This window comes from Catalinimonas locisalis (assembly GCF_038039535.1).
GTDB lineage: Bacteria > Bacteroidota > Bacteroidia > Cytophagales > Cyclobacteriaceae > Catalinimonas.
Map to the genome: position 1 here is coordinate 1 of NZ_JBBPHP010000030.1, position 12,658 is coordinate 12,658.

Annotated in this window: 12 protein-coding genes; 4 read left to right on the top strand and 8 right to left on the bottom strand. The window is 39.2% G+C overall.

Features of this window, described 5'->3' with window-relative positions:
* Positions 1-196: 196 nt before the first annotated feature.
* Complete coding sequence (locus WJR50_RS24785; protein ID WP_341295995.1) at positions 197-1,477, top strand: ABC transporter permease; 1,281 nt, start codon at positions 197-199, stop codon at positions 1,475-1,477.
* 249 nt (positions 1,478-1,726) lie between these two features.
* A complete protein-coding gene (locus WJR50_RS24790) occupies positions 1,727-2,347 on the top strand; it encodes a hypothetical protein (RefSeq protein ID WP_341295996.1) in 621 nt (206 codons plus the stop codon).
* Positions 2,348-2,398: 51 nt separating this feature from the next.
* Here WJR50_RS24790 and WJR50_RS24795 read toward each other — a convergent pair whose 3' ends face one another.
* The 3 genes from WJR50_RS24795 to WJR50_RS24805 all read right to left on the bottom strand — a co-directional run bounded on the left by WJR50_RS24795 (position 2,399) and on the right by WJR50_RS24805 (position 4,797).
* Entirely contained in the window at positions 2,399-3,178 is a 780-nt protein-coding gene (locus WJR50_RS24795) for a universal stress protein (RefSeq protein ID WP_341295997.1), read from the bottom strand.
* Between the two features lie 124 nt (positions 3,179-3,302).
* Positions 3,303-4,265 carry a DnaJ C-terminal domain-containing protein gene (locus tag WJR50_RS24800; protein WP_341295998.1) on the bottom strand — a complete coding sequence of 321 codons (963 nt, stop codon included), beginning with the start codon at positions 4,263-4,265 and terminating at the stop codon, positions 3,303-3,305.
* 88 nt (positions 4,266-4,353) lie between these two features.
* Positions 4,354-4,797 (bottom strand): Hsp20/alpha crystallin family protein, encoded by a 444-nt coding sequence (locus tag WJR50_RS24805; RefSeq protein WP_341295999.1) that lies wholly within the window; start codon positions 4,795-4,797, stop codon positions 4,354-4,356.
* A gap of 238 nt (positions 4,798-5,035) precedes the next feature.
* Between WJR50_RS24805 and WJR50_RS24810 the strand changes: the two genes are divergently transcribed.
* The gene (locus tag WJR50_RS24810; protein ID WP_341296000.1) at positions 5,036-7,246 is read left to right on the top strand and encodes an APC family permease; all 2,211 of its coding nucleotides are present in this window, start codon (positions 5,036-5,038) and stop codon (positions 7,244-7,246) included.
* Between the two features lie 191 nt (positions 7,247-7,437).
* Here the strand turns inward: WJR50_RS24810 and WJR50_RS24815 are convergent, their stop codons facing one another.
* The 5 genes from WJR50_RS24815 to WJR50_RS24835 all read right to left on the bottom strand — a co-directional run bounded on the left by WJR50_RS24815 (position 7,438) and on the right by WJR50_RS24835 (position 12,077).
* On the bottom strand, positions 7,438-7,686 hold the full coding sequence (locus WJR50_RS24815) for a hypothetical protein (protein ID WP_341296001.1): 249 nt from the start codon (positions 7,684-7,686) through the stop codon (positions 7,438-7,440).
* Positions 7,687-7,820: 134 nt separating this feature from the next.
* Positions 7,821-9,704, bottom strand: a complete 1,884-nt coding sequence (nadE, locus tag WJR50_RS24820) for an NAD(+) synthase (protein ID WP_341296002.1) — start codon at positions 9,702-9,704, stop codon at positions 7,821-7,823.
* 37 nt (positions 9,705-9,741) lie between these two features.
* On the bottom strand, positions 9,742-10,518 hold the full coding sequence (gene rnc / locus WJR50_RS24825) for a ribonuclease III (protein ID WP_341296003.1): 777 nt from the start codon (positions 10,516-10,518) through the stop codon (positions 9,742-9,744).
* A gap of 41 nt (positions 10,519-10,559) precedes the next feature.
* Positions 10,560-11,813 (bottom strand): beta-ketoacyl-ACP synthase II, encoded by a 1,254-nt coding sequence (fabF, locus tag WJR50_RS24830; protein WP_341296004.1) that lies wholly within the window; start codon positions 11,811-11,813, stop codon positions 10,560-10,562.
* Positions 11,814-11,837: 24 nt separating this feature from the next.
* Positions 11,838-12,077: an acyl carrier protein gene (locus WJR50_RS24835; protein ID WP_277479172.1), complete on the bottom strand. Its 240-nt coding sequence runs from the start codon at positions 12,075-12,077 to the stop codon at positions 11,838-11,840.
* Between the two features lie 154 nt (positions 12,078-12,231).
* Between WJR50_RS24835 and WJR50_RS24840 the strand changes: the two genes are divergently transcribed.
* The gene (locus WJR50_RS24840) at positions 12,232-12,657 is read left to right on the top strand and encodes an IPExxxVDY family protein (RefSeq protein WP_341296005.1); all 426 of its coding nucleotides are present in this window, start codon (positions 12,232-12,234) and stop codon (positions 12,655-12,657) included.
* Position 12,658 lies beyond the last annotated feature (1 nt).

Consider the following 12,658-nt stretch of genomic DNA (forward strand, 5'->3'; position numbering starts at 1 on the left):
TTAAAACTGCCTTTGCCTATTTGAATGATATAAAGCAAGGATTAGGTATCAGCTTAGTTGCGTAACTTCAGTTATTATTCAATTTTTGACAGATGCTGTTCTGCTTAGTTGCTTGGCCTTCATTTTTTCAATCCTACTGAATCTTGTTCTCTTTCCTTTCTTCAATCAGATAGCCGGAAAAACGATCAGTGACCATATGTTTGAGCATTATCAGCTTTTGGTTTTTATGGGAGGTATAGCCATTCTTTTAGGATTAGCTTCAGGAATTTACCCAGCATTATTTTTGGCAGGCTTTCATCCTTTGGGCAATTTGAATGGTCACTTTTCATCACCATTAAAGGGGCTCCTGCTGAGAAAGGTACTGGTAATCTGTCAATTTGCCATTGCAATGATATTGATGATTGCCACCCTTGTGCTTTATCTACAGGTGAATTTTATGCAAAATCAGGCCCTGGGATTCAAAAAGGAGCAACAACTGGTAGTAGGTTTTCAATTTGATGAGAGGGTACTCAATCAGCAGGCTACGATTAAACAAACTTTACAATCAGTAGCCGGTGTGGATAATGTGAGCTTTTCTTCCTGTATTCCGGGTAGAGTATATCATACATATCCGACTCAGCTGGAAAATGCGCAGAAAGTCATGCAGGATTTTCAGGCTAATGTTTACTTTGTAGATGAAGAATTTTTATCTCAGTATGAAATAAAGGTCATTGTGGGAAGAGACTTTTCACCACAAATAGCGAGTGATATGAAACAGGCAATTCTCATCAACGAGGCTGCTGCATTTCAGCTCGGATTTCTGACCTTATCTGATGCGCTTGGCAAAAAATTTAACCAACTGGGTTTCAAAGGAAATATTATTGGAGTAGTAAAAGACTTTCATTACCATTCTTACGAAAGCAAAATACAACCACTGATTTTAAGAATGGCACCTGGTTTTTTTACTTTCATGAGTATTAAAGTTTCTTCTCAAAGTATGCAGCAAGTCATTGAGGAAGTCAAGGAAAAATGGGGCCAACTCTTACCGGAGATTCCACTCGTTTATTTCTTTGCAGATGAAGCCTACGATGCACAGTATAAGGCTGAAGAACGTTTTGGAAGCCTGTTTGTCTATCTTACTATTATGGCAATCTTAGTCTCCTGCCTGGGTTTGTTTGGTTTATCTGTGATGAATACTTCCGGGCGAGTTAAAGAAATCGGTGTCAGGAAAATACTCGGTGCTTCAGGCAGTAATTTGTACGTTTTGCTTTCAAAAGAAAATATCAAGCTCATAGTAATCTCTATGCTCATAGCCATACCAATCGCCAATTATTTTACATCTGAATGGCTGAATAAGTTTGCCTATCGTATTACTATTCCTTACTGGGCTTTCATAATTCCTGCTATCATGTTGTTTAGTATCTCTCTACTAACCATCGGTAGTCAAACTGTAAAAACTATAAGAAAAAATCCGGTAGATAGCCTTAGGCATGAATGAAGCTAGTTAAAGTTGGTACATGCATAATCTTAGGAAAAAAGAGTTTATGCTTATATAATTATGAGTATATTTTAACCTATGCAGTAGGTAAATTTTATTGATTAGTGATTTCTCAGAACTTTTTCAGGTAAGTTGTAGTCAATAATGTAAGAAAAGCAGATGCCACAGACTTTTACAAATTAATATCTGTAATTTTTTAAATAGTTGAGTGGCTGGTAATATTTTTTAGACTTCAATTTTTTTTGACTTATGAGAAAATCAAGCGTTTTTTTCCTAATACTCATATGCCTGGGTTATTATGTTTCTGCAACTGGCCTACCCAAAAAAGATTGGGATAATGGAAAAATTTATTTGAACGAAGGAAAAATGCTGGAAGGCGAAATCCAGCCTAATTTTGAGCAAAATGTTGTTTTACTAAAGACTGATGGGGTAGTCAAAGCATTCAGCGTGTACAATGTCAATTTGTTCAAAATTTTGGATGAGGAGCGGGGGATGATACGAAGTTTTTATAGCATGCCTTATGAACAGCAAAACGGACAGCAAAGGCTAATGTTCTTTGAACTTGTCTTTGAAGATGTCTTTGCACTTTTCAGCAGAGAATCGAGCGTGGCAAAGAAGCATGCTAAGCTCAAAAAAGTACCCTATATACAGGAAGGTAACAACGATAGAAGTATGGTGAAAATCAGCAGCTACTATTTATTAACTTCTGATGGAAATTTTCAGAAAATCCAGTCTGACGTAGGTGATATTGTGGAAACCTTATCTTTAAATAAAGAAGAAAAAAGAGAAATGCGTCAGTTCATCATGCACAATGATCTTAACCTTAAAGATCGTTCTGATTTTATCAGAGTAATCTATGAAATGGTGTGAAGCCTTAGAAAAAACAACCTGCAGATAGACCCTGCAGGTTTATAGCATGAATTAAAAGTAGATATAAACCGGAATTTTAGTATCCAATGCCAGTTTACGAGCCAAGTTGCCCACAAATATTTTCTCAAAAATAGCCTGTGTATTCGGTAAAAAGATCATTTGAATTTTGTGCTTTTCTACATGTTCAGAGACCTGACTGATTAACTCTTTATAAGTCTCAAATGTGGATTGCTCAGTTTGCTCTGGCTTAAGATCACCCATCACTGAGGAAGTATCATCAGATGAAGGAACTTTAGCATGTTGATAGTTTGCCTGAAGAAGATAAGCTTTTGCGTCAATTTTTTGTAAAAGTTTTGCCAGGTGCTTGAAAGCAGGCTCATCCGTACGTGCATCTGTGAAGTCATTTACTATCAGAATATTTTTTATAGGCTGATAGCTGTTATTCTCAGGAATAAGAATAGAAGAGGCCTTCCCTTTTTGCGCTATTTTAGTAGAAATACTACCCACATTAAAATCCAGTTTGTCATCATCATGGGTAAGCATACTAATCAGGTCATATTTATCGTCCTTTAGCATTTTGTTAAAGCCTTCCATCACGGGACCTGTTTCAGATCTAGACTCAATGGTAAGCTCACCGGCAGAGTTATGTTTACTTTTGATGTCTTCAAGAGCGCTTTTAAGCCCGGTATTTGCCTTTTCTACTTCTTCTTCTTTAATGGCGTCATTAAAAAGAATTAATTTTGCCTTGTCCTGGAGGCCCAGATCAATTGCATATTGCAATGCCAGTTCTGAATTTGCTGAAAAGTCGGTAGGCACTAAAATTTTTTCCATGTTTAGGTTTGGGTTCTTAGCGTTAAATGGCACTAATATAACAAGCCAGAGGCATTTATGTAAGCCCTACTTTATTTTGTTGATGATAACAAGCGGAATAATCTCCAGGAAAGCCTGGAAAGGGCTAAGCGAAAGTTGCTTTGCCCTCTCTGACTTGTTTTAGTTTGTGGAAGAGTTCTTTTTCTTCTTTGCTTAAGTTTTTAGGGAGACTTACCTGTACTTTAGCATACAAGTTACCTCTCTTTTGAGGCTGTTCGTAATGTGGCATGCCCAGACCCTTAAGCCTTAGTACTTTTCCATTTTCAGTGCCCGCTTCAATCGGTACGTTTATTTTTCCTTTTAGCGTGTCTACCTGAACTTTGCCACCTAATATAGCAGTGTAGAGATCTACCGCAAGGTCTGCGTAAAGGTCATCACCTTTTCTATCAAATCTATTATTAGTCTCTACATTTATATGCAAATACAAGTCTCCTGCCGGACCTCCATTGGGGCTGGGAGCACCTTTTCCTTTAATTCTTAAAGTTTTGCCATCTTCCAGACCAGGTTTCAGTTTGATTCTTATTTTTTGCCCATTGACATGGATCAGGTGAGTAGCACCATTGTAAGCCTCTTCAAGGCTAATGCTGATCTTAGCTTCCAGATCCTGTCCTTTTACAGCCTGTTGATAACCATAACTTCTGCCTTGATTACTGCCTCGTCCTGCACCGTTGAAACCACCAAAGCTTCCAAAGAAGCTCTCAAAAAAATCAGAGAAACCACTATTTCCAAAGAGGTCGTTCAGATCACCTTCAAACTGAACTCTTGAACCCTGGGGTCTGCCCCCATAATTGGCCCATCCCTGCTCGGGTCCGTGCTGCTGATAGTACTTCCAGTTAGCGCCCAGTTCATCATAACGCTTACGTTTTTCCGGATCCTTAAGCACTTCATAGGCTTCAGCAACGTCCTTAAACTTATCTTCCGCAGATTTATCATCCGGGTTTTTGTCGGGGTGATACTTTACAGCCAACTTACGATACGCTTTTTTAATAGCATCTTGCGTGGCACTTTTGTCAACCCCCAGTATTTTATAATAATCTTTATAATCCATGTCTAGCTATTAAATTTATTGAAAAAGCGTTACGATCCTATTTTAATTACTGCAAAAAAAAGGCGGGAAAAGATCCCGCCTCATATCATTAAGCAATTTCAATCATTCGGGCTGGCTTTTCTTTCGCTTCTTCCCGCTTGGGTACATTCAGATAAAGAACGCCGTTTTCGTACTTAGCAGCGATTTTATCTCCGTCTACCTGATGCTTGGGCAAGCGGAAACTGCGTTGGAATGAATGGTAGTGAAACTCCCTGCGGGTATAGTTTCCTTCTTTATCTTTTTCATCCTTTTTATCTTCCTGTTTTGCAGAAATTGTCAGTACATCATTGTTGATCTCAACTTTGAAGTCATCTTTTTTCAAACCTGGTACGGCAACTTCAAGTTCAAATCCATCTTTGCTTTCTTTTACATTAACGGCAGGAACAGTTCCTTTCATGCTAGCACCTTCATTGCCAAACCATTGATCAAGTTCTTTAGTAAAGTTGTCATCAAAGAATCTTGGAAACCAATTGTTATATCTTACAAGTGTCATCGTGTTAATATTTTTAGTGATTATTTTAATGATTACACTCATATTTATACAAACAGAATACCAAAGCCTTAAAAACAATTATTTTGAAAGTTATACGACATAATGTCATACTTTTCAACATCACAATCTATTTTACATGCCAAAATGACCGTATTTGATTTTTATATCCCATATAAAGCTTGTATTATTGGCAGTTCTAAAAAGGATAACCCGAAGTAATACACCTTAGCTATAGCTTATGAATTTGAAGTCCTGGGTAAAAAAGAGTTTTTCCGGCAGGGGGGAAGATAACAATGGTAAACTAGGCACCTTTGGGGGGGTATTTGTTCCTTCCTTGCTTACCATTCTGGGCGTAATAATGTATCTCCGCTTCGGCTGGGTAGTAGGTAATGTAGGATTGTTTGGTACCCTCATTATCGTAACGCTATCTACCAGTATTACCTTTCTTACTTCTTTATCTATAGCTGCAATTTCTACTGACCAGGTAGTGAAGACAGGAGGTGCATATTATATGATCAGCCGCTCCTTGGGAATAGAGACTGGAGGTGCAGTAGGCATACCACTGTTTCTTGCTCAGGCTTTGTCAGTGGCTTTATACGTGATTGGTTTTGCAGAAAGCTTAATAGAAGTTTTTCCGGCATTAGATATCAAAGTAGTAGGCATTGGAGTGACTGTATTGATAGCGCTCCTGGCGCTTTATTCTATTCAGGCAACCATTAAGACTCAGTACTTAATCCTGGCGGCCATTGCATTATCACTGATTTCTCTGCTCTTGGGCAAGCCTCTGGAAGACACCCATATAGAAATGTGGGGAGCGCCTGCTCATCGTAGTGAAAGTTTTTGGGTGGTTTTTGCCGTATTTTTTCCAGCCGTAACCGGTATTATGGCGGGAGTTAATTTGTCTGGTGACCTTAAAAACCCCTCCAAGTCTATACCTAAAGGTACCTTTTTAGCCGTAGGGGTTGGATATATAATTTACATGTTGCTACCCATCATTTTAGCAGGTAGAGCTGATGCCACAACACTTCTTAATGAACCCTTGATCATGAGGCGTATTGCCTGGTGGGGAGATGCGATTCTGCTGGGTGTTTGGGGAGCTACGCTTTCCAGTGCAGTTGGAAGCTTACTGGGAGCACCCCGTATTCTGCAGGCTCTGGCCAGTGACCGGGTATTACCTCATTATATGCAGTGGCTGGGAAAAGGAAGTGGCAAAGCCAATATTCCCCGTGCAGGCACTATTCTTACCATGGTGCTCGCCATAATAGCAGTCTATCTGGGAAACCTGGACATCATAGCACCAGTACTAAGTATGTTTTTTCTTACTACTTATGGCGTACTTAATATTGCGGCGGGGATTGAAAACCTGTTGGGGAGTCCTTCCTTCAGGCCGAGTTTCAGAGTGCATTGGTTTTTCTCATTCCTTGGGGCTGCTGGGTGTTTGGCAGTAATGTTTTTAATAAATGCTACCGCCACAGTGGTAGCCGCATTTTTTGTTTCTGTGGTATTTATCTGGTTAAAAAGGAGAGGAATACAAACTGCTTTTGGAGATGTACGCCGGGGAGTCTGGCTTGCGATCGCCCGATCTGCTTTGTTAAGAGTCAATAAGGTTGCGGATCCTAAAAACTGGAGACCTAATATTCTTATCCTTTCCGGGGCACCTACCAAACGCTGGCATTTGATAACTTTGGGGGCTGATTTCACCGGGGGACAGGCACTGATGACAGTTTCTACAGTGATCAAAGCTCCTGATGTTTCTTTTGAGCGACTTCAGAAGATGGAAGATAACATTCGTGAGTTCTTACAAAATCGTAGAATACAGGCATTGGTAAGAGTGGTCAATGCCGAAGATCCCTTTGTAGGAGGTGAACGTCTGGTAAGTATGTATGGAATTGGTGGCTTGGTTCCCAATACTGTAATGCTGGGGGATACGCAGGAAATGACGCATCACAAGCCTTATTGTGATATGATCAGACACTTTTATCAGGCTCGTAGAAATGTAATTATTGTTAGAGCAGAAGAAGATGCTGGTTTTGGAGAGCGGAAGAGGATTGACTTATGGTGGGGAGGTTTAAATAAGAATGGAGGATTGATGCTGCTTATGGCTTATTTGCTACAAAATAGTCTTAATTGGCAGCATGCTGATGTAGTAGTCAAGATGGTGGTATCCGATGAAAGTGCAGTTGAGAAAACACGTAAAAATATAGATGACATTATTCAAAATATGCGGGTAAAATTTGAGAGGCAAATCATCGTATCACATGGCAGGTCTTTTTGGGAAATATTAAAACAAGAGTCTGAGCAGGCTGACTTAGTGATGTTAGGCTTAGCAGAACCTAATGAAGAGTTCTTGAATTACTACGAGAATCTCAGTGATAAGACTGCTAATCTTCCACCCACAGTGTTTGTATTAGCAGCACAAGAGCTGGATTTTAAGGAGGTATTGCTTTAAAACAAAGAAGTAAGTCTCAGTGAGGGTGCAAGTAAGATAAGAGACAGAAGTTTATCTTAATTTTTTGCTTTTGAGATTGGTGCGCTGAAGCACTAATGAAACCGTGATTACGGATATTTTTGTAAGGAAAAAGTAAGAATAGCGTATGGAAGGAATTAGCTGAAGTATTGCAGTAAAAACCATAGGCAACGTCAGTAAAGATTATCCAAATGGATAAAATCAGAATAATTTTCAAATAATTCTTTTTCTTCATGAGCCAGTACTTCACATATCTGATTGATACGTACATCGTACCAGACTTCTGCATAAAATTTTTCAAGCTGAAATAAACCTACCAGATAGGGAAAGGATTGTCTTCTCATGATCAATTGTCCATGTTCAAAAGCAAACCTCTCTTTATAGTTGAGTGCCAGTAAGTTAAATTCCTGAATGCTTAACATGTATAGCCAAACTGTTTGTATTTGTAGACTACAAATTAATGGCTAAAGCACTAGACTATTTTTGTTTTTAGGAGATAAATGTGCCTGAGGTAATAAAAAAGGATAATTAATAAATATGATACAATTCTAATTGGTTACAGCTTGTCTAATGCATCCAACTCATCTTCAAATCCACCGGAGAGGATAGGAAATCTGCACCAAGTTTTGGGGTCTACGTTAAAATCATCTATGTGAAATGCAGGGGCTACACGCTCACGCTTCCATTGGTTTCTGGACCAAAGCCTAAAAAACTTCCTGATATGGCTCTTCAGAAGTTCATCATCTTCAAGGTTTAATGCCTTTAGATTTAGATAAACCTGAGAAGGGGGTAACCAGTATCTTATGGCCTGTCGCTCAATTTCCATCAGTACTTTATAAGGCATAAGGTCACTCTCATCAGTTTGTGTCTGTTCAAGTGGTCTAAGTTCAGCTGTGGGGTTGAGCTGGTTTACTGGGGCTAAACCAGGGTAATTTAATTTTTCTTCAGCCCATTTAAGCCAGTGAAGGATAAAAAACTTATCCACCGCAGCAATCGGGGCAATACTACCACTGGTATCACCATCCATGGTGGTGTAACCGACGTCAGCTTCACTCCGATTATTTGTCGCGATCAGCAAGGCACTTTTAATATTGGCCAACATCCAAATCCCCGGTATCCTTACTCTGGCTTGAATGTTTTGTAAAGTAATATCATCCTCTTCCCAGGTAAGTGTTCTGGAAAGGCATTTTTCAATTTTCTGACGGTAAGAAGCTACATCTTCATCTACTTTCCATGAATAAAAGGTTGCGCCAACAGATTCTGCAAGTGTTTTGGCTGCATTGAAAGTATCTTCAGAGGAATTTTGCGTGCCCTGGTAAGCTGAATACAGTAATTTACTGCTTATTTTTTTAGTTATGTTTTCTTCATCCTTTATACTTTGAAGGTCAAGCTCATCAATCAACTGGGGGAGACCAAGCTTATGTAAAAACGTTTCAAAACCTAATTCATTCACTCCTCTTCTGATCATTTCTGCTACCAAGACTGTACAACTGGATGAGTCAGCACCCCCGCTCAGAGAGATAACGAAGCCTTTGGAACGACTTTTACGCAGGTAATCAAAGAGTCCCAGTGTTTCAGCTAGCGTAAATTCAATTTCTTTTTCCTTACTGTCGGAACTTGGAGAATATTCTGAGTCTTCTGGTTGTTCAAAGTCAATTAGGGAAGATGTTAGGTTAACATTCTCCAGGGAAAACCTTTGGTTTTTTTTCAATAGTTTACCTTGCTGAGCAATAAGAATTTCACCATCAAAGATTATCCTCCCCGACTCATTTCCCAGCATATTGGCAAAAACGTAACTACAATTAAATTGATCAGTGATGGGTACTACCAATGTCTCACGGAAAGCTGATTTACCAAAAGAAAAATGACTCGCACTAGGATTAAGAATCAGTTTTACTCCTTTTTTTGCATGTCGGTAAGCAGGACGCTGCTCTTTACGCCAGGCATCTTCACAAATTTCAAAGCCGATTTTGATTCCGTGCAAATGATAGATGACATCACCGAAATGATAATCTTTTTCATCAATTTTGATTTTTTCCAAACGGTTAGCTGGCCAAGGGGTAAACCAGCGGGGCTCATAATGTACCCCGTCTTCAGCCAAAAATTGCTTAGCGGTAAAACCAACAATTTCACAGTTATGGATCAGGCATGCAACATTGTAATTCCTTCCCTCAAATTTCATAGGCAAGCCTACTGCCACGGTGATGTTGCTACATTTCTCTTTTATTTTTAATAGCTGTTTTAAAGATTGCTCATAGAGCCAATCGCTCAAAAACAGGTCTTCGCACCCATAGCCACAAATGGTAAGCTCAGGAAGGCAAAGCACATTTACCTGCTCTTGCTTTGCAAGTTCAATGGCATGGATAATATTTGTGAAATTGTTTTTCCAGTCAATAGGAACCTGATTAAGGGTGGCTCCGGCTACTCTTAATTTTGTCATGAGAAAAAGGTTTGAAAAGCGGGCTTAAGTAAGCAAACTAATCGTCTTCAGAATCAGTATCAAGGATTTCCAGGGCTTTTTGTGAAGCACTCTGTTCAGCCTTCTTTTTACTTAAACCACTACCGGTGCAGATAGGATTCCCGTCAATGAAAATTTGTGCGATAAATTCTTTGAACTGTGTGTCACCTTTGGTGTCAATAATCTCAAACCGAATATCTCTATTGGATTTTTGCGCCCATTCTATGATTGTACTTTTAAAATTGGGGTTGGTATTAATAATTAAATCAAGATCAAAGTGGGGGAGTAGGAGCCTTTTAATGATGAAGTTTTTACAATAGGCAAAACCTTTATCGAGGTAAACCGCACCTACTAAAGCCTCCAATGTATCGCCATCTATTGACTTATGACTCAGCTTACTCTTTCCATTTAGAGGTATGTTAGCCTGATCATAAACAATAATGTTGCTTACACCAATTTTTTTGGCTACAGCATTAAGAGATTCACGATTGACGATTCTGGAACGAATATCAGTAAGGAAGCCTTCGTCCTTGTAGGGGTATTTTTTGAAGAGATATTCAGCTACTACTGTACTTAGTACAGCATCACCTAAATATTCCAATCTTTCATTTGATTCCTTAAGGCCAAACATATTCTTTTTTGCCACAGAAATGTGTTTGGTAGCCAGTCTGTAAAGCTCCAGATTGAAAGGGTAGCTACCCACAATCCTTTTGACAGCTTCAATCAGCCTTTTATCCTCCGCAGGGTAAGCTCGTGCAAACTTTAGTACCCTAATGGGTAGTATTGTTAATAGCAATGTTGAGAGAATTTGTTTGAACCTGCGAAAGACAGGAGCCACTAAGCTTCAAATTTTCTGAATACTACTGATGTATTATGCCCACCAAATCCGAAAGTATTACTGATAGCAGTATTGACCTTTCTTTCCTGAGCCTTATTGAATGTAAGGTTCAATTTAGAATCAATATTTTCATCATCAGTAAAATGATTAATTGTCGGAGGTACAAGGTTATTTTGAATAGCCAGAATAGTGGCAATGGATTCTATTGCCCCTGCTGCACCCAACAAGTGACCTGTCATTGATTTTGTTGAGCTGATATTCAATTGGTAAGCGTGATCTCCGAAAACATCTTTGATGGCGTTGACTTCACTGATATCACCTAATGAAGTTGAAGTACCATGAACGTTGATATAATCTACCTCTTCTGCATTGATTCCAGCATCCTGTAGAGCAAGTAACATCACCTGCTTAACGCCAATGCCTTCCGGATGAGGGGCTGTAATGTGATAAGCATCTCCGGTCATGCCATTGCCTATAATTTCAGCATAAATTTTGGCACCGCGAGCTTTGGCGTGTTCATAATCTTCCAAAATAAGAGCTCCAGCACCCTCTCCTAAAACGAAGCCATCACGATCCTTATCAAAAGGTCTGGATGCAGTTTCAGGCGAGTCATTTCTTTCTGAAAGGGCTTTCATAGCTCCAAAACCACCCACTCCAGCTTCACAAACTGCTGCTTCAGATCCGCCGGTAACGATCATATCCGCCTTACCTAATTTTATATAAGTGTAAGAATCAATGATAGCATGAGTAGCAGAGGCACAGGCAGAAACTGTGGCGAAATTAGGCCCTCTGAAGCCGTATTTGATAGATATATGACCGGGTGTGATATCCACGATCATCTTAGGAATAAAGAAAGGATTAAAACGTGGAGTGCCATCCCCCTGAGAGAAATAGGAAACTTCTTCCTGAAATGTTTTAAGTCCACCGATTCCAGAGCCCCAGATAACACCAACTCGGTCAGAGTCAAGCTTATCAACATCAACTCCTGAATCATGAATGGCCTCATCAGCAGCAACCATTCCGTACTGCGTACAAGGGTCCATCTTGCGGGCCTCTTTTCTATCAAAAAAGTTATTTGCGTCAAAGTTCTTGAGTTCACAGGCAAATTTGGTCCTGAATTTCTCAGCATCAAATCTCGTGATGAGAGCAGACCCACTTACTCCTTCGGAAAGACCCTGCCAATATTCCTGCACAGTGTTTCCAACTGGGGTAAGTGCGCCTAGTCCTGTAACTACAACTCTCCTTGAATTCATAAAAAGGGGATAGCTTCTATAAAATTATTTTTTAACGTTCTCTTCCAGGTAAGATATAGCCTGACCTACTGTTGCAATGTTTTCAGCCTGATCGTCAGGAATAGAAATGTTAAATTCCTTTTCAAATTCCATGATCAGTTCAACAGTGTCCAGAGAGTCGGCACCCAGATCGTTAGTGAAGCTTGCCTCGGGAGTCACCTCTGACTCTTCTACTCCAAGCTTGTCAATAATAATACCTTTTACTTTTTGCGCTATTTCAGACATTTTTTTAGGATTTTTGAGTTAACGGCGCAAAGTAAAGAAATTTAGGTTAATAAAGTCAAACTTATTTTTTTGATTCTTTATTTTATCCCAAGCGCCAAAAATAATTAAATTGCCCTCAGTTTTTTAGAATTACGTATTTGAATTTGAATAATACATGTCCACAAGCCGTGAAATACAAATAAATATACCCTGTAATTTTGATTTATTAGGTATAGTGTCTTCGGCAAGGGAATATAAACTGGCCTGGTCATTAAACAAAAGCCTTGGGCTTAAGTTAGCAAAATCTCAGGATTTAGTCATTAATTTTGTGAATGATCATAGTATAATCATTTCAAACTTTATTTTTACAACCAGCCATTGCACTTTTAGACTCCTAAAAAATTGCGCACTTACAGAAAGTGAAGCGGATTTTTTGCTTCCTGAGTTAAAGAATCTAGACTATTTTCTACTGATTAAGAATGAAAGTGATACCTTTGAACTCGATAGCTATGTAAAGCGTCTGCCAGAAATTGATGCTGTGCAGTCATTTACAACTATCAATGTTGATAACCTAGATAACAAAGAAAACCTTATCTTTTAGT